Here is a 19,833-nt window from a genome sequence, read left to right on the forward strand (position 1 = left end):
CCGCCCCAGACAACCCACACCGCCACGCCGCAAACCCACCACCACAAACAAGATCAACTTAAGCTACGTGGCATTGGGTTCTAACCGGTCTAAACACTCACGAGAGCGGGGTGAGGGTGGTCAGTTTCCAGCGGCCGTCCGTGCGGTGAGCGGTGACGGCGAGCTGGGCGGCCGTTGATTCCTGCTGGTTCGACTCGGTGTGCAGGGTTTGCTGGTCCAGGAACAGGAGCAACGTCGCGTCGTCGCCGCGCAAGGTCTGGACGCCGATGGAGCGGATCGTGGTCGTGCGGACCAGTTTTCCGGTTTCGGCTTGGGTGCGGGCGGCGGCGAAGTCGGCGCGGTACTGGGTGACGGCCTCGCCGGTGAGGACGTCCGAGGCCGCGCGTTCGGTGCGGGGGAGGTTGGCGTAGTCGTAGGAGAACACGGCTTTGACGCCGGCGCCGACCTGGTCGATGACCTCGGCGGTCGCGCGGGCGTCGACGAGGGCCGTGTTGTCGACCGAGCGGACCGAGGCCGACTCGACGGCGAACCACACCGCTGCGGCCACGAACAGCGCCGCCAGACCGGCCAACAGTCGCTTCATTTGGCCGCCGCCTGGATCGCTGAGACCTTCCAGCCGGCGGTGGTGCGCTCCAGGTCGACGTTCAGCCTCGACACGTTCGGCGCGGGAGCGGCGCCGCCGGTGCCGACGAGGACGTCCAGCACCGCGATGACCCGGGCGGTTCCGGCGGCCGGGTTCACCTCGGTCACCGCGGCCTGCTTCAGCACCGCCGAGGCGACCGCTTGCGTCGAGGCCGCTCGGTCGACCTGGACCTGGCGGTCGTCGGCGAGGTCCTTGCCGAGGCGGCCGGTGGTGGCGGCGATCCACTTGTCGACGTCGGCCGCGGCCGTGCGGTGGTCGATCGTGTTCAGCACGACCAATTCCGTCGAGGCCGCCGACAGCACGGCGTCGCGGTCGCGGGCGAGTGAGACGCCGTCGTCGTGGGCGGCGGACCACCATGACCAGCCGAACCAGCCGGCGGCGAGCACGGCCAGAGCCGTCAGTACGACCAGAAGCCTCACTTCGGCAGCCCCAGCAGCGGTCCGAGCCCGCCGGGACGGCCCGCTGTCGCAAGGCTTAGTACGCCAGGAAGCTGCGGAGCGCTCGGAGCCGGCTGAGAAGGCTTGTCAGGGAACGGGGCGGGCTTACCCGCGAAGGGCGCGTTCTGCGAGCCTCGGACGCCAGTCGGGCTGCCGGGCGGCTCGGCGCAATAAGCCTTGACGTTGACCGGGGCTTCGGTGACGTCGTTGGCCGGACGCTGCTTCGTGCCCTCGTAACCCTTGGTACAGGAGATCGGGTCGAAGAAGTTCAGCACGACGCCGAGGTGACCCGTGCCGTCACCGGAGGTGGACGGCGAGAAGGCCGAGATGATCGGGTAAGCCACGAGCAGTTCCTCGACCGCGCCGGTGCGCGACGACGTGATCTGCGCGGTCGTGAGCAGGTTCGCGATCACGATGCCCAGGTCGGAGCCGGACGTGGTCAGCACGTCGGTGATCTGGCGGCTCAGCTTGGGCGCGTCGTCGATGACCTTGCGCAGGTCCGGGTCGGACTTCTTGAGTTGCTCGGTGATGGTCTTGAGGCCCGACGCGAACGACGTGATGTTCGAGGCTTGCCGCTGCTGGGTGTCCAGCACGACCTTCGCGTCCGCGAGCAGGCCTTGGGTCTGCGGCAGGTACTGGGTGGCCACCGAGGTCAGGGAACCCGTGCTGTCCAAGAGCTTCTGCAGTTCAGGACCCGCGCCGGCGAACGCCTTGTACGTCTCGTCGACCACTGTACGCAGCGACTCCGGGTGCACGCTCGACACCAGCTTGTCGAGGCTGCTGAGCACCGTGTCCGGGGAAAGCGGGATCGACGTCTTGGCCTGCGTGATGACCGAACCGTCCCGCAGATACGGCGGGTTCTCGTGCTGGGGTTCGAGGTCGACGTACTGCTCGCCGACCGCGGACCGGTTCGCCACCACCGCGCGGGTGTCCGCCGGGATCGGCGGCGCGTCGGAGTCGATGTCGAGTTCCAGGTCGACGCCTTCCGGGGTCAGCGTCATCGACGCGACCTTGCCGACCGCGACGCCCCGGTACGCGACCTCGGAGTTCACGAAGATGCCGCCGGAGTCGGCGAGCTGAGCCGTGACGACGTAGCCGCGCGCACCGAAGAGCCGGTCGAGGCCCGCGTAGTTCGCGCCCGTGTAGACCACTGTGGACACGGCCAGCAGCACGAAGAGCAGCAGCTGGACGCGGTGCTTCCTGGTGATCATCGGCCACCCCCGAGCAGGCCTTTGAGCAGGTCGCCGAGTGGATCCGTGGCGGGCAGCGGCAACGGGATCCGCGGAACCTGAGGCGTGGCCGGACCCGACCCGGACAGGCCGGGTATCGGCAGAAACGGTTGCGACGAGCTGCTCAGGTTCTCCAGCAGGGTGTCCAGCTGAAGGTCCACAGTGGCCTCGACGTTCGCGTAGTCGCCCTTGACCACGTTGCCCGCGTAGTCCGGGAACGGGTAGGTCAGCAGTATCTGCAACGCCTTCGGCAGATTCTGGCCGGATTCGACGAGCTTCTGCAGTGTCGGCTGCAACGTCCGCAGGTTGTCGACGAGCTGGTCGCCGCTCTGCTTGACCGTGTCGACCGCGACCGTCGAGAGCCGGTTCAGCGCCTGCAACATGCCCACCAGCTCGTCACGCTGATCGGTGACGACCTTGAGACCGGGTGCGAGGTTGTCCACCGCGGTGGTCAGATTGCCCTGCTGGGCGACCAAAGTGGACGACAGTTTGTCGAGACCGTCGATCGCGCGGACGATCTGTCCTTTGTGTCCGTCCAATTCGGTCGCGAGCTGGTCCACATGCGCCAGCAGCGCGCGGATCTCCGGCTCGTTGCCCGCCAAGGCGTCGTTCAGCTCGTGGCTGATCTTCTGCAGCTGCTCGACGCCACCGCCGTTGAGCAGCAGCGACAACGCGCCCAGTACCTCTTCGACTTCGGGATTGCGGTTCGTGCGCGCCAGCGGAATCTGGGCGCCCTCCCCCAGTTTGCCCGTCGGCTGCTCGGCGCGCGGCGGGTGCAGGTCGACGAACTTCTCGCCCAGCAGGCTGGACTGGCGCAGCTCGGCGCCCGCGTTCGACGGCAGCGGGACATCGCCGTTGACGAGCAGCGTGACCAGCGCCGAGTGCGTGTCCGGGGACAGCTCGATCTTCTCGACCCGGCCGACCGCGACGTCGTTGACCTTCACGCTGGCCTGCGGCACGAGGTCGAGCACGTCCGAGAACTGCGCCGTGATGCGGTACGGATGCTCCCCGAGATCGGCGCCGCCGGGCAGGGAGGCGTTGTACATGCCCGAAAAGCCGCCGCTGCTGCACGCTGCGAGCGACAGCACCCCGGCGAGGACTCCGGCGATCCGCTTCATCGGCGCGCACCTCCCGACAACTGCGAGAGCACGTCGGCGAGCGGCAACGGCAGCGGCGGCAGCTGGCCTTGGGTCAGCGACGAGATGACCTGCGGCACGGACGGGAGCTTCAACGTGCCGTCGAGCACCGGCGCGAGCTGCTTGCACAGGTTGCCCACGACGTCCGGGACCTCCTTTGGCGTGCCCGCGCTGATCAACCTGCACAGGGTGAGCACGGGCGGATGGGTCAGCTCGTTCAGGTTGTCGCGCACCGCGATCGTGCCCGACGCCGCGTCGTAGGAGTTGATGAAGTTGGTGGCGCCGAGCGGTGCGAGGTCGAGCACCTCGGCGAGCGCCGCGCGCTGGTCGACCAGCACCTTCGTCAGCCCGGTCAATTTGTCCACATTGGACGCCAGCAGGTCCTTGTTCTCTTCGACGAACCCCTGCACCTCGCCCAGTGACGACGCCAGCGAGGACAGCGCCGCGCCCACGTCCGCCGAGTCCTCGGCCAGGAACCCGGTGACCTGGGCGGCTCGCGTGTAGAACGAGTTGAGCTGACGGTCGCTTTCGGACAGTGCGTGCGTGAACGAGTTCAGGTTCTCCACGGTCGAGAACAGGTCGTCCTTGGAACCGTCGAGCGTCTTCGCCAGCTCGGCCAGCCTGGTGACCGTGCTGTTGAGGTTCTCGCCGTTGCCGTCCAGGTTGGCCGCCGCCGTGTCGAGCGCTCCCGACAGCGCGCCGTTCTTGTTGGCGCCATTGGGTCCCAGACTGCTCGAAAGCTTGTCGAGACTCGTGTAAAGGTCGTCCAGCTCGACCGGGGTCGCCGTGCGTTCCTTGCCGATCACGGTGCCCGATGCCATCACCGGGCCGCTGTCGTAAGCGGGCGTCAGCTGGACGTATCGGTCGCTGACCAGCGAGGGCGCGACGACCACGGCACCGGCGTCGGCCGGGATGTCCACTCCGGAATCGACACGCATGTCGACCCGCACGGCCGCGCCCTGCGGGGTCACCGCGGTGATCTCACCGACCTTGATGCCCAGCACGCGCACCGAAGAACCCGCGTACAGGCCGACGGTCTTGCCGAAGTACGCGCTCAGCCGGGTGCCCGCCCGCTCGCCCAGCACGAACCACAGGCCACCGGACAGCACGAGCGCGACCACACAGGCGAACGCGAGGTAGGTGTAGACGCTGCGGCGTGCGCGGGTGTCGATGGTCATCGGCCGCCCACCCCCTGGTTCGGCGCGGCGATCGGCGGCGTGCATCCCTCCGGGTTGATGTGCAGGCCGAGCGCGGTGATCGTCGGCGGCAGCAGCCCGCACAGGTAGCCCTCGAACCAGCGGCCGTTGCCGGTCGCGTTCGCGCCGACGCGGGCGAACGGCGCCATCAGCGCGAGACTGTGCGCGAGGTTGTCCTGGTTGCGCTGCAACACATCCGTCACCTTGCCGAGTTTCTCCAGCGTCGGCTTGAGCTGCTGCCGGTTGTCGGCGACCAGCCCGGACAGTTGCTCCGAAAGCCGCTGAGTTCCCTTGAGCAGCGCGCTGATCGCGTCCTTGCGGCTCTGGAGTTCGGCGAGCAGCAGGTCGCCGTCGCTGATGATCCGCTGCAGCTGGGCATTGCGGTCGGCCAGTGTCTTCGAAACGCCACTTGTGTTGGCCAGCAACTGTTTGAGCTGCTGATCGCGCGACGACACCGTCTTCGACAACGACGACAGCCCGGTCAGCGCGTCCTTCATGTGCTGCGGGCTGTCCTTGAGGCTGTCCGACAGAACGTTGAAGCTGTCGGCGAGCTGCTGGGTGTTGATCTCCCCGACCGTGCTCGACAGCTGCTTGAACGCGTCCTGCAACTCGAACGGCGTCCGCGTGCGCTGCAACGGGATCGGGACGTTCGGGTCCTGGCTGCCGGAGCCGGACGACTGCAACGCCAAGTACTTCTCACCGAGCAGGGTCTTGATCTCGATCGACGCCGTGCTCGTGTCGCCGACCCGCGTGTCCTTGACCCGGAACTTGACGAGAACCTTCTTACCCGCCAACGAAACCGAGGTGACCTGGCCGACCTTGACCCCGGCGACCTGCACTCCGTTGTCCGGCGCGAGCCCGGCCGACTCCGCGAAGTAGGCCGCGTACGTGGTGCCGTTGCCGAACAACGGGATGCTGTCGGAGAAGTAGGTCGCGACGACGACCAGTGTCAGCAGCACGAGGGTCACCCCGCCGACCGCCGCCTGGTTGCGCTGCTTGAGTGGTTTCACGGTCCGCACCTCTCGGCCCGCTGGGTGCCGGGGATCGGCACGATCGGCAGCTGGATGTTCAGCGCCGAGACACCGATCCGCCCGTTGATCCCGCACAGGTAGTAGTTGAACCAGCTGCCGTAGCTCAGTGTCCTGGTGAACTTCTGCAGGTTCGACGGCAGCACCTGCAGCAGGTGGTCGATCAGCTGCTCGGAATCGTTGAGGTTGTCCGAAAGATTGCCGAGCTGCGTGATGTCCTCTTTCAACGCGGGCCGCGCGTCGGCCAGCAGGCCGGAGGTCGTCACGGTCAGTTCGCCTAGCGCGGCGACGGCTTCACCGATCGGCTTGCGCTGCTCCGCGAGCCCGCTGACCAGCCGCTGCGTCTGGTCGATCAGGTCGCCGAGCTGCGGCGCGTGCTGATCGACCGTGCCGAGCACGGTGTTGAGGTTGTCGATGACCTGGCCGATCACCTTGTCCCGCCCGGCGATCGTCGTGGTGACCGACGCGGTGTGCGCGAGCAGGCTCGCGATCGTGCCACCTTCGCCTTGGAAGACCTGGATGATCTCGTAGGACAGCTTGTTGACGTCCTCGGGGTTCAGCGCCTGGAACAACGGCTTGAACCCGTTGAACAGCACCGTGAGGTTCAACGCCGGCTTGGTGCGTTCCGGCGGGATCGTCCCGCCGGCGGGCAGCACCCGGCCGTCGTCGATGTCGGTGTTCAGCGCCAGGTAGCGCTGCCCGACGAGGTTGCGGTACTTGATGGTCGCGGTCACCGACTCGGGCAGCTTGTACGCCGACTGGATGTCGAACCGGACCTCGGCGTAGTTCGGTTCCCCTTGCGACACCTTGATCGCACCGACCTGGCCGACCTTCACGCCGACGATGCGGACGTCGTCGCCCTCCTGCAGCCCGGACGCGTCGGTGAACCGCGCGAGGTAGCCGGAGGTGACGCCGAAGTTCGTGTTGGCGATGGTCGCGCCGAGTATTCCGGTCAGCAGCACCGTGACGGCGGCGAAGACGAGGATCTTGATGAGCGGCGGCAGCGTCCGGTTCACTTGAGCTCCACCTCCGCCCCGCGGTACAGCGGCCCGACCAGCAGGCTTCCCCAGCCAGGCACGGCTTCCAGCGGCACACCCAGCGCGGGTGCGGTCAGCAGGTTGATCAACGCGAGTTCGTCGGCCGAACCGACCACAGTGGACCCGCCGCCCGGGAAGCCGGACGGTGAGCGCGGCGGCGCGGGCTTGGTCGAGCCGTCCTTGATCGCGCCGTCCGGCGGATACTGCGGCCACTTCCCCGGCCTCGGCACCTTCGGGTAACAGCGCGGGCCGCGCTTGTCCTGCCACTTCGGCTCGTCGACGCCCGGCAGGTACTTGCCACGGCTGGAGGTGAACTCGATCGTCACCCGGCTGACCTCCGGATGCGCGGTGCCCTTGCCGAAGGCGAGTTCCGCGTCCGGCACCGACTCGGCGAGCTGGCGGAACAGGCACGGGTACTCGGGCGCGTACTTGGCGAGCACGTCGAGCGTCGGCTGGACGGCCGTGGTGAGCCTGATGAGGTTGTCGGAGTTGACCTCGAGGAAAGTCGACAGGTCGACCGAGGCGGTGGTGACGGTGGCGTACAGGTCGTCGAGCCCCTGCCGTTTGTCCACAATGGTCTGTGTGGTGGTGGTCAGGTCCGCCAAGGCTTCCAGTAGATCCGGCGCGGCCTTGGTGTACACATCGGACACATTCGCCAGCCCGGTGATGTCGGCCTTCAGATCCGGCAGCGACGGGTTGAGCTTGCCGAGATAGTCCGACAGTTGCACGAGCGTTTCGCCGAGTTGCTTGCCCCTGCCGTCCAAAGCGGTCGAGACGGCCGTCAAGGTGCTGGACAGCTTCTGCGGCTGAACCGCTTGCAGCAACGGGAGAACGTCCCCGAGCACCTTCTCCAGCTCGATCGCCGAGCTGGACCGGTCCTGCGGGATGACGTCGCCGTCGGCGATGTGGCGCGCGGGTTTCTCCGGCAGTTGCAGCGCCACATACCGTTCCCCGAACAGGGTTTTCGGCAGCAGCCTGGCCGAGACGTTCTGCGGGATGACGCCGACCTTGTCCGGCTGCAGCGCGAGCCCGAGCGTCGCGTGGTCGCCGAACGCCTGGATCGACTTGACCTCGCCGACGATCATGCCGCGGATCTTCACGTCCGCGCCGACCCGCATCTGGTTGCCGATGTGGTCGGTCTCCAACGTGACGTTTTCGACCGTGGTGAAGACTTTTTTGTAGAACGCGACGGTCACCACGAAGAACAGCGCGACCACGAGCAGGAAAGCCAGCCCCAGCACCTGGTGCCGCAGCCGCTTGAGCAGGATCCCGCGGTTCATCCGGAAATCCTCACCGTCGTCGTCGCGCCCCAGATGGCCAGGCTCAGGAAGAAGTCGAGCACCGAGATGACCACGATGGACGTCCGCACCGCGCGGCCCACCGCGACGCCCACCCCGGCCGGGCCACCCTTCGCCGTGAAGCCGTAATAGCAGTGCGACAGGATCACGATCGTCGCGAACACCATCACCTTGAGGAACGACCAGAGCACGTCTTCAGGCGGCAAGAACAGCGAGAAGTAGTGGTCGTAGGTGCCCGCGGACTGGCCGTACAACCACACCGTGATCTGCCGCGAAGCCAAGTAGGAACTCAGCAACCCGACCGCGTACAGCGGGATCACCGCGGCGACCCCGGCCAGCACGCGGGTCGTGACCAGGTACGGCAGGCTCGGCACGCCCATCACTTCGAGCGCATCGATCTCCTCGGAGATCCGCATCGCGCCGAGCTGCGCGGTGAACCCGCAGCCGACGGTCGCCGACAGCGCGAGCCCCGCCGACAGCGGCGCGACCTCACGCGTGTTGAAGTAGGCCGAGATGAACCCGGTCAGCGCGGCCGTGCCGAGCTGGTTCAGCGCGGCGTAGCCCTGCAGGCCGACGATGAGCCCGGTGAACATGGTCATCCCGATCATCACGCCGAGCGTGCCGCCGATGACCGCGAGCCCGCCGGTGCCGAAGATGACCTCGGTCAGCAGCCGCAACGTCTCCCTGGCGTAGCGGCGGATCGTCCGCGGCGCCCAGGCGAGCGCGCGGAAGTAGAACGAGAGCTGCTCGCCGAAGCCCTCCAGGCTCGCGCCCGGCCTCGCGATGATCTCCAGTGTGCGGTCGGTGGCCATCACAACGCCTTCGCGGGCACGATCTTGAGGTAGATCGCGGTCAGCACGACGTTGATCAGGAACAGCAGCAGGAACGTGATGACCACGGCCTGGTTGACCGCGTCACCGACGCCTTTCGGCCCGCCGGACGGGTTGAGCCCGCGGAAGGCGGCGACGACGCCGGCCACGAACCCGTACAGCAACGCCTTGATCTCGCTGATCCACAGGTCCGGCAGCTGGGCGAGCGCGTTGAAGCTGGCGAGGTACGCGCCGGGCGTGCCGCCTTGCATGACGACGTTGAAGAAGTAGCCGCCGAGCACGCCGACGACGCTGACCAAGCCGTTGAGCAGCACCGAAACCACGATCGCCGCCAAGACTCTCGGCACGATCAGCCGCTGGATCGGGTTGACGCCGAGCACTTCCATCGCGTCGATCTCTTCGCGGATCTTGCGCGCGCCGATGTCCGCGCACACCGCGCTGCCGCCCGCTCCGGCGACCAGCAGCGCGGTGATCAGCGGCGCGGCCTGCTGCACGATGGCGAGTGCGCTGGCCGCGCCGGTGAACGACTGCGCGCCGATCTGCTGGGTCAGCGAACCGAGCTGCAACGCGATGACCGCGCCGAACGGGATCGCCACCAAGGCCGTCGGGAGGATCGTGACGCTGGCGAAGAACCAGCATTGTTCGATCCATTCCCTGACTTGGAACGGTCGGCGGAACATCGCGCGCAGCACTTCCCACGAGAGCGTGGCCAAGCGCCCGACCTGGGTGAGCGCGGCCGTTCCCGTGACCTTGACGGTCTCGCTCATCGAACCTCCGTGCCACCAAGGTTTCCCGCGTCATTGCGAGTCTTGCGCATACTGTTCCGCCGGACGGCGGCGCCTAGCCTAGGGCGTGTATCAAAGTCGTGGCCGATGGGCTTCGTGATCCAGGTGGCTCCTGGCGGTGCCGTGGGATCATCCTCGTACCGGGTTGTACTCGGGTGATTCCGCGGTGCCGCCAGGGGCCACCTGGGCGCGGAGACCGCGGTCACGACTTTGATACACGCCCTATTACCTCCTAGCCGAATTTGAGGGCATGTGTGGCCGTGGCGCCGCCATCGGCGACGAATTCGGCGCCGGTGGAGTAAGAACTGTCGTCACTGCCGAGGAATACCACCAATTGGGCGATCTCCTCAGGTTGACCCATCCGGCCGAGCGCGACCTTCTTCGCGAACCGGCGCAGGTCCACTTCGGCGCCCGTCGCGGTGGCCACCATGTTCGTCTCGATCATCCCGGGATGGACCGAATTGACCCGGATGTTCTTGGCGCCGAGTTCCATCGCCGCCACCTTGGTCATCCCGCGGATCGCGAACTTGCTCGCGGTGTAGGCGATGAGGTACGGCATACCGGCCAGTCCCTCCACAGAGGACACGTTGACGATGGAGCCGCCACCGGCCTCCGTCATCGGTTCAACGACCGAACGCATCCCGAGAAACGTTCCGGTCTGGTTGATCCTGATGACCCGCTCGTAATCTTCGAGCGAGGTCTTGCCGAGTTCGGAGAAATGCAGGATGCCCGCGTTGTTGACCAGCACGTTGACCTTGCCGTACTCGGTCAGCACCCGGTCGATCGCGGCGGCCCAGTCTTCCTCCGAGCCGATGTCGAGATGCTGGTACAGCGCGCCGATCTCGTCGGCGACCCGCTTGCCGTCGCCGTCGTTGACGTCGGTGAGCAGCACCTTCGCGCCCTCTTTGACATAGGCGCGCGCGGCCGCCTCGCCCTGGCCTGCCGCCGCACCGGTGATCAGTGCGACCTTGTCGTCGAGCCTGCCCATCACATCAGCTCCTCAGTCAGTGGTACGAGCACGGTTTCAGCCCGCCGAGAAGGTCGTCGACTTGACGAAGTGACCGTTCGTCAAGTCGATTCGGCCAAGATGTCGTCGGCCGCGAACATCCGCTTCGGGTCCCGTCCCGCGAAGTAGGCGCCGATGTCGGCACCGGCGTCGAACCGCTGCTCGATCGACGGCGGGGTCAGCAGCAGGACCATGCCGCCGTGCACGACGAACACCTGGCCGTTGATCTCGCCGGCTTCCGGTGAGGCGAGGAACGCGACGAACGGGGCGACGTGGTCGACCGACAACGGGTCGACGCCGTTCTCGGGCGCTTCGCCGAAGACGTCCTTGGTCATCGCGGTCCGCGCGCGGGGACAGATCACGTTGGCGCGGACGCCGTACTTGGCCAGTCCCCTCGCCGCCGAGATGGTGAGCGCGGCGATGCCCGCTTTGGCGGCCGAGTAGTTGGGCTGGCCTGGCGAGCCGATGAGGAACGCCTCGGACGCGGTGTTGACCAGGCGGCCGTACACCGGCTCTCCATCCATTTTGGACTTGTCACGCCAGTACTTCGCGGCGTTGCGCGACAGCAGGAAATGCCCGCGCAGGTGGACGTCGAGCACGAGGTCCCAGTCCTCGTCGGACATGCCGAACAGCATGCGGTCCCGCAGCACGCCCGCGTTGTTGACGACGACGTGCAGGCCGCCGAAGTGCTCGACGGCCGCTTCGAGCAAGGCGTCCGCCGTCGACCGCTTCGAGATGTCGCCTGCCACGGCAAGGGCTTTGCCCCCGCCCGCTTCGATCTCCTCGACCGTGTCCGCGGCACCGGCCAGGTCGTTGACCACCACGCTCGCGCCCGCTTTCGCGAGTGCGAGCGCTTCGGCCCTGCCCAGTCCGGCACCGGCCCCGGTGACGATCGCGGCTTTACCTTCGAGACTCACTTGAGGGTCACCACCTGGCGTATGACGTCCGTGCTGCCTTGGCGCAGCACGCCGAGTGCGTTGTTGATTTCGGTGAAGCCGACACGGCGCGAGATCATGCCGTCGAGGTCGAGCAGCCCGGCGCGCCAGAGCTTGAGCATGCGGCCGGTGTCGCGGTGCACCTGCGACGATCCGTAGAACGAGCCGAGTATCCGCTTGTCGTGCAAGAAGAGTTCCTGCGCGTTGAACTCGACCATGTCGTCGCAGCGGCCCGCGCCGACGATCACGACCGAGCCGCCGCGGCGCACGCAATCCCACGCGGAGCGGATGGTCGGCGCGTGCCCGACGACGTCGAAGGCGTAGTCGAAGCCCTCGAAGCCGGTCACCTGCTCCTTGATCTCATCGAGCCCGTCCGGCGTGGTCACGTGGGTGGCGCCGAACCGGCGCGCGTTGGCGTGCTTGGCCTCGACCGGGTCGACGGCGACGATCACGCTCGCGCCCGCGATGCGCGCGCCTTGGATGACCGAGATGCCGACCCCGCCGCAGCCGATGACCACGACCGTCGACCCCGGCGGCACCTTGGCCGTGTTGAGCACGGCGCCGACCCCGGTCAGCACCCCGCAGGCGATGAGCGCGGCCGTCTCGAACGGGACGTCCCTGTCGATCTTGACGGCGCCGCAAGCCGGGAGCACGACCTCGTCGGCGAAGGTGCCGAGGCCCGCGTAGCCGAAGGCGGGCGTCGCGCCGACGCGGAACCGCGGTGTGGTGAACGCGGCGATCGCGTGCACCGCGCAGAGATGCGGCTCGCCGCGCACGCAGCTCGGGCAAGAGCCGCACGGGGGAACGAAGGAAAGCGTGACGTGGTCGCCCGCCGCGAGACGGTCGACGGCCGAACCGACTTCGAGCACCTCGCCCGCGCCTTCGTGGCCGACCACGCCCGGCGCGAGCGCCGGGAGCGTGCCGTTCATCGCGGACAGGTCGCTCTGGCAGATCCCCGAGGCGCGCACCCGGATCCGGACCTCGCGCGGGCCGGGGTCGACGGTGGTCACGTCGTCGCGCAACTCCAGCTCGTCGTCACCGATCGCGTTCAGTACGGCCGCTCTCACCCGGGATGCCTCCTCGCAGCTCCAGCGCCCAGACTAGAATCTGTTCTCGTCCATGGCAAGGTCCACTTAACTGCGCATGAACAGCGCATTCTTCGGGCAACCGTGCACCGCAGCAGAAACACGTTCTACTTCACTATCGGCCTTCGACGCGTCGATGACCAGCTCCTCGTCGTCGTCCAGGTCGAAGACGCCGGGCGCCAGTCCGACACAGACGGCGTTGGCCTCACACAGGTCGCGATCGACACCGATCTCCACGCTTCCTCCAGTCCGGCCGTACTGGTACAACTAGAACAGGTTCTACAGTAGTACGGGTGACGGTACGCCCACCACAACGACCGGCGGCGCGTGGAGGTAACGGATGCGGATCGACTACACGCCGGAGCAGCAGAAGCTCCGCGACGAGCTGCGCTCGTACTTCGCCGAACTGATGACGCCGGAGCGCCGCGAGGCGCTCGGCAGCGGGCGCGCGGAGTACGGGGATGGCTTGGTGTACAAGCAGATCGTCCGCGATCTCGGCCGGGACGGCTGGCTCGCCATCGGCTGGCCGGAGGAGTACGGCGGGCAGGCGCGGCCACTGTTCGATCAGCTCGTCTTCACCGACGAGGCGGCCGCCGCGGGCGTGCCGGTGCCGTTCCTGACGGTCAACACCATCGGCCCGACGATCATGCGGTTCGGCACCGAAGAACAGAAGGCGTTCTACCTGCCGCGCATCGCCGCGGGCGAGCTGCATTTCTCGATCGGCTACTCGGAGCCCGGCGCGGGCACCGACCTGGCGTCGCTGCGCACCCGCGCGGTCCGCGACGGCGACGAGTACGTGATCAACGGCCAGAAGATGTGGACGAGCCTGATCGAGTACGCCGACTACGTGTGGCTCGCCGCGCGCACCGATCCGGACGCGCGCAAGCACAAGGGCCTGTCGATCCTCATCGTGCCGACCACCGCCGAAGGCTTCTCGTGGACGAAGGTCCGCACGGTCGCCGGTCCCGGCACCAGCGCGACGTACTACGAGGACGTGCGGGTGCCCGTCGACGCGCGGATCGCGGGCGAGAACGAGGGCTGGCCGCTGATCACCAACCAGCTCAACCACGAACGCGTCGCGCTGACCTCGGCCGCCCCGATCCAGACCTCGCTCGGCGAGGTGATCGAGTGGGCCCGCTCGGCCGACTCCCCTGACGGCGGCCGGGTGCTCGACCAGGAATGGGTGCGGACCCATCTCGCGCGGGTGCACACCGGCGCGGAGTACCTGAAGCTGCGCAACTGGAAGATCGCCTCGGCCGACGACCTCGGCCCGGCCGACGCCTCGGCGACGAAGGTGTTCGGCACCGAGTTCGCGATCGAGGCGTACCGGCTGCTGATGGAGGTGCTCGGCGCGGGCGCGGTCGTGCGCGAGGGCTCACCGGGCGCGCTGCTGCGCGGCCGGATCGAGCGGCTGCACCGGTCCGCGCTGATCCTGACCTTCGGCGGCGGCACGAACGAGGTCCAGCGCGACATCATCGCCGCGACCGCGCTCCGTCTCCCCGTCACCCGCTAAGGAGAGCTTCCCGTGGACTTTTCACTGACCGAAGCCCAGAACGACCTCGGTGGGCTGACCCGCAAGATCCTGACCGACCGGGTGACCACCTGGGAGCCGCACGGCACCGGCGGGTTCGACACCGAGCTGTGGACGACGCTGGCGCGCTCCGGGATCGTCGACGCGGCGCTGCCGTCTTCGGCGGGCGGCGGCGGATTCGGCCTTTTGGAGCAGTGCTCGGTGCTGATCGAGATCGGCAGGGCGGTCGCGCCGGTGCCGTACCTGACCAGCGTCACCATGGCGGCCGCCGCGGTGGCCGAAGCAGGCGACGGCAGACTGACCGAGAAGTGGGTCGTGCCGGTGCTGCGCGGCGAACAGTCGCTGGCCGTCGCGCTCGACGGCTTCACGGCCGACGGAGCGGTGCTCTCGGGCGCGCAGACGGCTGTGCCTTTCGGCGCCTTCGCGGACGGCTTCCTGGTCGCGGCGTCTGACCGGCTGTTCCTGGTCGAGCGGTCCGCGCCGGGCGTCACCGTCTCCCCGCAGCAGACCATCGACAACGCCGACGCCGCGCTGCTCGAACTCGACGGCGTCCAGGCCGAGCCGCTGCCCGGCGCACCCGAGCAGGTCCGCCTGCGCGGCACGGTCGGGGTCTGCGCGCAGCAGCTGGGCGTCTTGGAGCGCGCGCTGGAGCTCACGGCCACCTACGCGCGCGAACGCGAGCAGTTCGGCCACCCGATCGGGTCATTTCAGGCGGTCCGGCAGCGGCTCGCCGAGGCCTTCATCGACGTCGACGCCGTGCGCCTCACGCTCTGGCAGGCGGCCTGGCAGGTGCTCGACGGCGGGCCTGCCGCCGCCGAGGCGGTCGCGACCGCGAAGTTCTGGGCGGCCGAGGCCGGGCACCGTGTCGCCCACACCGCCGTCCACGTCCACGGCGGGGTCGGCATCGACGTCGACCACCCGCTCCACCGCTACTTCGCCGCCGCGAAACGCCTGGAGTTCACCTTGGGGACGGCGACCGGCCACCTGCGCGCGCTCGGGTCACTGCTGGCCGTCGACCCGTGAAAAGCGTGATATTCGTTACGTAAGGGGCGGGGGCGACGGGGTGCTGTAACGTCCCTAGAGCTCATCAGCGCCTTCGAAGGGAACATATGCCCCGGTCAGAGCCGACGTCCAGGACGCACGAGCAAGGTCACTTCGCCAAGGCACGGGTCGCCGCACGCGACCACGACGACGTGATGCGGAGCCGAGCGGCCATCCGCGTGACGAAGAACGCGAGGGACAACGGCGACCGCGTCCGACTGCTCGCGATGCTCGGGCTGGAGGCCTAGAGCCGGCCATGAACGCGCAGACCATCGCCAACGGGCTCAAGGGCTACGTCAGCGAAGTGGCGATGGCCGTCGACGTGGCGCGTGAAGCCGTCACGTTCGAGGTCAGCGACACGGCGACGGCGTACGTCGGGCTCAGCGAACGGCGTGCGGACCGGCCGGACCGGGACCTCATGCTGATCTGGAGCGAGCGGCACGGCTGGGCGATCGCCGTCGAAACCGAGCCCGATCGGGCGGCATATCTCGGCGGTGAGGACCCGGTCCCGGAGCCCGCGGAGGTCGCCCGTTTCGTCGCCGAGGTCATCGGCGGGGACGGTCGTGGCCAGGCCAGACCGCAGTTCGCGATCACCGGGGACCGCGACCGGCTGGCGGGAAGACTGGCACGCTATATTTCGACGTAGCGGTGAGTCGTGGTTGCGCCCGATCTTCGGGTGTGCTGGACTTACCTCGGTCGTCTGAGTTTTGTGTTCGTGTGCTCCACGCTCGCGAAGCCGGTTGCGGGCGTGTGATTCTCCCAGCTGTGGAGTAGTTCTCGTTCGGGACAGCGACCTCCCGCTATTCCGCAGTTGATCTAGGAGAAGTAAAGATGGCACAGGGTGTCGTGAAGTGGTTCAACTCCGAAAAGGGCTTCGGGTTCATCGCGCCTGACGACGGCGGCGCCGACGTCTTCGTGCACTACTCGGAGATCCAGGGCTCGGGCTTCAAGAGCCTCGAGGAGAACCAGCGTGTGCAGTTCGAGGTGGGTCAGGGCCAGAAGGGCCCGCAGGCCACCGGCGTGACCGCCATCTGATTTTCGCTTGAACCGAAACGGGTGCGCTCCCTTCGCGGGGGCGCACCCGTTTTTGCGTCAGCCTGCCTGACCGAGCATGAACATGGCCGCCACGGCCACGACGATCAGCCCCGACCAGCGGGCGACCGAGGCGGGCCTCGGCTTCGGGCCGTCGCGCAGCGTCTTGACCCCGAGCGGCACGAGCGCGACGCACAGCCCCGCGACGGCGGCGATCCCGAGCAGCGTGGTGCCCTTGAGCACGCCGATCGGCAACGCGGCCATCAAGGCGAGCGCCACCGACTGGACCAGGCCGAGCGCACGCGACAGGTAGGCGCCGACGGCCAGGACGATCCAGCCGGCCAGTATCGCGAACGAGAGCGTGCTGACGATGTGCACGGCGCCGTACGCGCCGGAGACGGCCTTGGTCGCCGCGTCCAGGTTCTGGACGTCGACCAGCTGGAACGCCAGGTGGTCGACACCCGCGTGGAACGTCCTGGCGAACAGGCCGAAGAGGACGAACATCCCGCCCCACAGCGCCAATCCCGGCCTCACCGCGCCGATGGACCGCGCGAGCGTGACGATCGCGGGCCAGAGCAGCAGGTTGCCCGCGAGGAACGCGCTGTAGGACGCGAACATCAGCGTCGGCTGCTCCGCGTACGCCGCGAGCTGATGCGGGTAGAAGAAGTCGTAGCCACTGCGCAGCAGCACACCGGTGAGCATCAGCAGCGGGCCGAGGATCATCGAGACCCCGCCGGCCCAGCGGCCGGGGAAGCCGGTCGCTTCGGTGGCGTCGATCGGGAGGGCGGCGGGACGGGCGATCGTTGTCATGGGGCAAGAATCGCCGGATCGGGCCCTCGTCCACATCGGACCAGGGCCTGAACCCGAACCTCATCCCGTGGGCTTAGTCCGGTGCCGTGATCGGGCGGAGCCTGCGCGGGCCGGTGTCCGGGCGGGACGGCGGCGGGCCGAGCACCGCGCGGGCGTTGGCGACGAAGACGCCGTCCGGCGACGCGAGGATCGGGTCGAGGGTGAGCGAGCGGATCTCGGGGTTGTCCTCGGCGAGCGCGGCCACGCGCAGCACCAGGTCCGCGAGCGCGGCCAGGTCGGCAGGCTCGTCGCCGCGGTAGCCGGTGAGCAGCGGCGCGGTGCGGGGTTCGCGGACGAGGGTGGCGGCGTCCATGTCCGTCACCGGGACCGCCCGGTACGCGCGGTCGCCGAGCAGGGTGCTGACCAGCCCGGACAGGCCGAACGAGACCAGCGTGCCGAAGGACGGGTCGTCCTGCAGGCCGATGACGCACGAGATGCCCTTGGGCGCCATGCGCTGGACGTAGACGTCCTCCTCGCCGGAGACCTCGACGAGATCGCGGTAGCTGGTGCGGACGGCCTCCTCCGAGCCCAGGTCCAGGCGGACGCCCGCCAGGTCGGGACGGCCGCGCAGGCGTTCGTCGACGGCCTTGAGCGTGACCGGGTAGCCGAGGCCCGCCGCCACCGAGACGGCCTCGTCCTCTGTGGACACCACGCTGAACGGGACCACGTCGACGCCGTAGCAGCCGAGCAGGCGCACCACGTCCTCGTCACTCAGCAAGGTGGTCTTGCCGTCCTCAGCGGCGAGGATCTCGCGGACGATGTCCTGCGCCTTCTCGATGTGCAGGCCCGATGGGCGGATGAGGCTGCCCTGCGGGCGCTGGCGCCAGGCGGCGTAGCGGACGACGCGGGCGAGCGCGTTCACCGCGCGCTCGGGGCTGGAGTACGAGGGCACGGAACCACGGGTCGGCGTGCCGTCCTCGGACAGCACGGCCAGCTCGGCCGGTACCCCCTCGGCGGCGAGGAAGGTCGACACGATCGGCTTGTCCCTGGCCAGCTCGACGACCGCCTCACGCAGCGCGCGGGCGAACGCGGTGCCGGGAATGGCCAGCGGCGGCACGAAGACGACGACCAGCGCGTCCGTCTCCGGCGAGTTCAGCGCCTCACGCACGGCGGCGGCGAACTCTTCCGGCCCGGCCTGCGGGCCGACGTCGACCGGGTCGAAGGCGAGCTTGAGTCCCTGCGCGCGGGCGGTGTCGGCGGCGAGCAGGCCGATGGCGCTGGAGTTGCCGACGATGCCGACCCTCGGCCCGGCCGGGAGCGGCTGATGGGCGAACACGAGCGCGGTGTCGAAGAGCTGGGCGAGCGTGTCGACCCTGACCACGCCGGTCTGCTCGAACAACGCCTGCACGCTGGCCTCGTCCACCTCGATCGAGGTCGCGGCGAGCTGCGGGCGGATGGCGTGGCGGCCGGATTTCACCGCCACGATCGGCTTGGTGCGCGCGAGTCGCCTGGCGAGGCGGGCGAACTTGCGCGGGTTGCCGAACGACTCCAGGTAGAGCAGCACCAGGTCGGTGTTCGGGTCGGTTTCCCAGTACTGCAGCAGGTCGTTGCCGGAGACGTCGGCGCGGTTACCGGCCGAAACGAACGTCGAGAGACCGAGGCCGCGTGCTTCGGCGTCGGCGAGGATCGCGGTGCCGAGCGCGCCGGACTGGCAGAAGAAGCCGGTGCGCCCGCGCGCGGGCAGGCGCGGGGCGAGTGTCGCGTTGAGCCGGACGCCCGCGTCGGTGTTGAGCACGCCGAGCGCGTTCGGGCCGACCACGCGCATGCCGTGCGCCCGCGCCTCGCCGACGAGGCGGAGTTCGGCGTGCAGGCCGAGCGGCCCCGCCTCGGCGAAACCGCCGGAGACGATCAGCAACGTCTTGACGCCCTTGGCGAGCGCACCGTCCAAAACGGACTCGACGACCTCGGCGCGCACCGCGACCACGGCGAGGTCGACCTGATCCGGGATGTCCACAACGGACGGATAGGCGCGCACGCCGCGCACCGAGCGGTGCTCGGGGTTGACCGGGTAGACGGTGCCGGCGAAGTCGGCGGCGAGCAGGTTCGTCAGCGCGACGTAGCCGATCTTGGTCGGATCGGCCGAGGCGCCGATGACCGCGACCGAGCGCGGGTGCAGCAGGTTGTAGACGCTGCGCGCCTCGGCGGCCTGCTCGCGGGAGCGGGCGACGGCGAGCGACTCCTCGGTCGGGTCGATGTCGAACTCGAGGTGCAGCACGCCTTCCTCGATCTCGCGGCTGACCTGATAGCCGGCGTCACGGAAGACACGGACCATCGGCGAGTTCTCGGCGAGCACCTCGGCGACGAACCGGCTGAGCCCGCATTCGGCGGCGGCGGCCGCGAGGTGCTCGAGCAGGATCGAACCGAGGCCACGGCCCTGGTGCGCGTCGTCGACCACGAACGCGACTTCGGCCGACGGGCCGTCGTCGAGGCGTTCGTAGCGGCCGACGGCGATGATCTCGTCACCGAGCAGCGCGACGAAGGCGACCCGGTCGTGATGGTCGACGACCGAGAAGCGTTCGAGGTCGCGCTGCGGGATGCGCGGATACGCGCCGAAGTAGCGGAAGTACCGGCTGCGCTCGGAGAGCCTGCCGTGCAGCGCGACGAGCCCGTCCGCGTCGTCGGGGACCACCGGTCGCAAGTGGACGGTGCCACCGTCGCTCAGCACGACGTCGGCCTCCCAGTGCCGGGGGTAGTCGAACGGGTCGCGCCGTCCGCCGGCGCTCATCGGATCGGGC

21 protein-coding genes are annotated in these 19,833 nt (G+C 68.6%); 5 read left to right on the forward strand and 16 right to left on the reverse strand.

The annotated features are described in order from the left end of the window. Positions 1 to 97: 97 nt before the first annotated feature. From AB5J62_RS28135 to AB5J62_RS28200, 14 genes are all read right to left on the reverse strand, one after another. Positions 98 to 583: a hypothetical protein gene (locus AB5J62_RS28135; protein ID WP_370942934.1), complete on the reverse strand. Its 486-nt coding sequence runs from the start codon at positions 581 to 583 to the stop codon at positions 98 to 100. Then, positions 580 to 1,062 (reverse strand): hypothetical protein, encoded by a 483-nt coding sequence (locus tag AB5J62_RS28140; RefSeq protein ID WP_370942935.1) that lies wholly within the window; start codon positions 1,060 to 1,062, stop codon positions 580 to 582. The genes AB5J62_RS28135 and AB5J62_RS28140 overlap by 4 nt, the downstream gene beginning before the upstream one ends. Beyond that, positions 1,059 to 2,291: an MCE family protein gene (locus tag AB5J62_RS28145; protein ID WP_370942936.1), complete on the reverse strand. Its 1,233-nt coding sequence runs from the start codon at positions 2,289 to 2,291 to the stop codon at positions 1,059 to 1,061. The genes AB5J62_RS28140 and AB5J62_RS28145 overlap by 4 nt, the downstream gene beginning before the upstream one ends. Next, the gene (locus AB5J62_RS28150; protein ID WP_370942937.1) at positions 2,288 to 3,427 is read right to left on the reverse strand and encodes an MCE family protein; all 1,140 of its coding nucleotides are present in this window, start codon (positions 3,425 to 3,427) and stop codon (positions 2,288 to 2,290) included. The genes AB5J62_RS28145 and AB5J62_RS28150 overlap by 4 nt, the downstream gene beginning before the upstream one ends. After that, positions 3,424 to 4,623 carry an MCE family protein gene (locus AB5J62_RS28155; protein ID WP_370942938.1) on the reverse strand — a complete coding sequence of 400 codons (1,200 nt, stop codon included), beginning with the start codon at positions 4,621 to 4,623 and terminating at the stop codon, positions 3,424 to 3,426. The genes AB5J62_RS28150 and AB5J62_RS28155 overlap by 4 nt, the downstream gene beginning before the upstream one ends. Continuing rightward, complete coding sequence (locus AB5J62_RS28160) at positions 4,620 to 5,651, reverse strand: MCE family protein (RefSeq protein WP_370942939.1); 1,032 nt, start codon at positions 5,649 to 5,651, stop codon at positions 4,620 to 4,622. The genes AB5J62_RS28155 and AB5J62_RS28160 overlap by 4 nt, the downstream gene beginning before the upstream one ends. Then, positions 5,648 to 6,685, reverse strand: coding sequence for an MCE family protein (locus tag AB5J62_RS28165; RefSeq protein WP_370942940.1), 1,038 nt, complete (start codon positions 6,683 to 6,685; stop codon positions 5,648 to 5,650). The genes AB5J62_RS28160 and AB5J62_RS28165 overlap by 4 nt, the downstream gene beginning before the upstream one ends. Continuing rightward, complete coding sequence (locus tag AB5J62_RS28170) at positions 6,682 to 7,986, reverse strand: MCE family protein (protein WP_370942941.1); 1,305 nt, start codon at positions 7,984 to 7,986, stop codon at positions 6,682 to 6,684. The genes AB5J62_RS28165 and AB5J62_RS28170 overlap by 4 nt, the downstream gene beginning before the upstream one ends. Further along, positions 7,983 to 8,816, reverse strand: coding sequence for an MlaE family ABC transporter permease (locus AB5J62_RS28175; protein ID WP_370942942.1), 834 nt, complete (start codon positions 8,814 to 8,816; stop codon positions 7,983 to 7,985). The genes AB5J62_RS28170 and AB5J62_RS28175 overlap by 4 nt, the downstream gene beginning before the upstream one ends. Then, a complete protein-coding gene (locus tag AB5J62_RS28180) occupies positions 8,816 to 9,601 on the reverse strand; it encodes an MlaE family ABC transporter permease (RefSeq protein WP_370942943.1) in 786 nt (261 codons plus the stop codon). The genes AB5J62_RS28175 and AB5J62_RS28180 overlap by 1 nt, the downstream gene beginning before the upstream one ends. Before the next feature lie 250 nt (positions 9,602 to 9,851). Continuing rightward, positions 9,852 to 10,607 (reverse strand): glucose 1-dehydrogenase, encoded by a 756-nt coding sequence (locus AB5J62_RS28185; protein ID WP_370942944.1) that lies wholly within the window; start codon positions 10,605 to 10,607, stop codon positions 9,852 to 9,854. 80 nt (positions 10,608 to 10,687) lie between these two features. Beyond that, complete coding sequence (locus tag AB5J62_RS28190; protein WP_370942945.1) at positions 10,688 to 11,542, reverse strand: 3-oxoacyl-ACP reductase; 855 nt, start codon at positions 11,540 to 11,542, stop codon at positions 10,688 to 10,690. Continuing rightward, positions 11,539 to 12,627, reverse strand: coding sequence for a zinc-binding dehydrogenase (locus AB5J62_RS28195; RefSeq protein WP_370942946.1), 1,089 nt, complete (start codon positions 12,625 to 12,627; stop codon positions 11,539 to 11,541). Before AB5J62_RS28195 ends, AB5J62_RS28190 begins: the two co-directional genes overlap by 4 nt. Positions 12,628 to 12,693: 66 nt before the next feature. Further along, positions 12,694 to 12,882, reverse strand: a complete 189-nt coding sequence (locus tag AB5J62_RS28200) for a ferredoxin (RefSeq protein ID WP_370942947.1) — start codon at positions 12,880 to 12,882, stop codon at positions 12,694 to 12,696. A 103-nt stretch (positions 12,883 to 12,985) separates the two neighbouring features. Here AB5J62_RS28200 and AB5J62_RS28205 point away from each other — a divergent pair, with 103 nt between their 5' ends. The 5 genes from AB5J62_RS28205 to AB5J62_RS28225 all read left to right on the forward strand — a co-directional run bounded on the left by AB5J62_RS28205 (position 12,986) and on the right by AB5J62_RS28225 (position 16,252). Next, positions 12,986 to 14,158 carry an acyl-CoA dehydrogenase family protein gene (locus AB5J62_RS28205; protein WP_370942948.1) on the forward strand — a complete coding sequence of 391 codons (1,173 nt, stop codon included), beginning with the start codon at positions 12,986 to 12,988 and terminating at the stop codon, positions 14,156 to 14,158. A 12-nt stretch (positions 14,159 to 14,170) separates the two neighbouring features. Beyond that, positions 14,171 to 15,199, forward strand: coding sequence for an acyl-CoA dehydrogenase family protein (locus AB5J62_RS28210; protein ID WP_370942949.1), 1,029 nt, complete (start codon positions 14,171 to 14,173; stop codon positions 15,197 to 15,199). An 86-nt stretch (positions 15,200 to 15,285) separates the two neighbouring features. After that, a complete protein-coding gene (locus tag AB5J62_RS28215; protein WP_370942950.1) occupies positions 15,286 to 15,465 on the forward strand; it encodes a hypothetical protein in 180 nt (59 codons plus the stop codon). A gap of 8 nt (positions 15,466 to 15,473) precedes the next feature. Beyond that, complete coding sequence (locus tag AB5J62_RS28220; RefSeq protein WP_370942951.1) at positions 15,474 to 15,863, forward strand: DUF6292 family protein; 390 nt, start codon at positions 15,474 to 15,476, stop codon at positions 15,861 to 15,863. A 185-nt stretch (positions 15,864 to 16,048) separates the two neighbouring features. Next, positions 16,049 to 16,252, forward strand: a complete 204-nt coding sequence (locus AB5J62_RS28225) for a cold-shock protein (RefSeq protein WP_091296190.1) — start codon at positions 16,049 to 16,051, stop codon at positions 16,250 to 16,252. Positions 16,253 to 16,309: 57 nt separating this feature from the next. Here AB5J62_RS28225 and AB5J62_RS28230 read toward each other — a convergent pair whose 3' ends face one another. Continuing rightward, positions 16,310 to 17,059: a hypothetical protein gene (locus AB5J62_RS28230; protein ID WP_370942952.1), complete on the reverse strand. Its 750-nt coding sequence runs from the start codon at positions 17,057 to 17,059 to the stop codon at positions 16,310 to 16,312. Positions 17,060 to 17,132: 73 nt separating this feature from the next. Then, positions 17,133 to 19,823 carry a GNAT family N-acetyltransferase gene (locus AB5J62_RS28235; protein WP_370942953.1) on the reverse strand — a complete coding sequence of 897 codons (2,691 nt, stop codon included), beginning with the start codon at positions 19,821 to 19,823 and terminating at the stop codon, positions 17,133 to 17,135. Between the last annotated feature and the right edge of the window lie 10 nt (positions 19,824 to 19,833).

This window comes from Amycolatopsis sp. cg5 (assembly GCF_041346955.1).
Classification (GTDB): Bacteria; Actinomycetota; Actinomycetes; order Mycobacteriales; family Pseudonocardiaceae; genus Amycolatopsis.

What these genes read in the sequence shown, in the direction of transcription:
- AB5J62_RS28135 (WP_370942934.1), bottom strand. Translation starts at nt 583, where the DNA reads ATGAAGCGACTGTTGGCCGGTCTGGCGGCGCTGTTCGTGGCCGCAGCG.
- AB5J62_RS28145 (WP_370942936.1), bottom strand. Translation starts at nt 2,291, where the DNA reads ATGATCACCAGGAAGCACCGCGTCCAGCTGCTGCTCTTCGTGCTGCTG.
- AB5J62_RS28150 (WP_370942937.1), bottom strand. Translation starts at nt 3,427, where the DNA reads ATGAAGCGGATCGCCGGAGTCCTCGCCGGGGTGCTGTCGCTCGCAGCG.
- AB5J62_RS28155 (WP_370942938.1), bottom strand. Translation starts at nt 4,623, where the DNA reads ATGACCATCGACACCCGCGCACGCCGCAGCGTCTACACCTACCTCGCG.
- AB5J62_RS28170 (WP_370942941.1), bottom strand. Translation starts at nt 7,986, where the DNA reads ATGAACCGCGGGATCCTGCTCAAGCGGCTGCGGCACCAGGTGCTGGGG.
- AB5J62_RS28175 (WP_370942942.1), bottom strand. Translation starts at nt 8,816, where the DNA reads ATGGCCACCGACCGCACACTGGAGATCATCGCGAGGCCGGGCGCGAGC.
- AB5J62_RS28180 (WP_370942943.1), bottom strand. Translation starts at nt 9,601, where the DNA reads ATGAGCGAGACCGTCAAGGTCACGGGAACGGCCGCGCTCACCCAGGTC.
- AB5J62_RS28185 (WP_370942944.1), bottom strand. Translation starts at nt 10,607, where the DNA reads ATGGGCAGGCTCGACGACAAGGTCGCACTGATCACCGGTGCGGCGGCA.
- AB5J62_RS28205 (WP_370942948.1), top strand. Translation starts at nt 12,986, where the DNA reads ATGCGGATCGACTACACGCCGGAGCAGCAGAAGCTCCGCGACGAGCTG.
- AB5J62_RS28215 (WP_370942950.1), top strand. Translation starts at nt 15,286, where the DNA reads ATGCCCCGGTCAGAGCCGACGTCCAGGACGCACGAGCAAGGTCACTTC.
- AB5J62_RS28220 (WP_370942951.1), top strand. Translation starts at nt 15,474, where the DNA reads ATGAACGCGCAGACCATCGCCAACGGGCTCAAGGGCTACGTCAGCGAA.
- AB5J62_RS28225 (WP_091296190.1), top strand. Translation starts at nt 16,049, where the DNA reads ATGGCACAGGGTGTCGTGAAGTGGTTCAACTCCGAAAAGGGCTTCGGG.
- AB5J62_RS28230 (WP_370942952.1), bottom strand. Translation starts at nt 17,059, where the DNA reads ATGACAACGATCGCCCGTCCCGCCGCCCTCCCGATCGACGCCACCGAA.
- AB5J62_RS28235 (WP_370942953.1), bottom strand. Translation starts at nt 19,823, where the DNA reads ATGAGCGCCGGCGGACGGCGCGACCCGTTCGACTACCCCCGGCACTGG.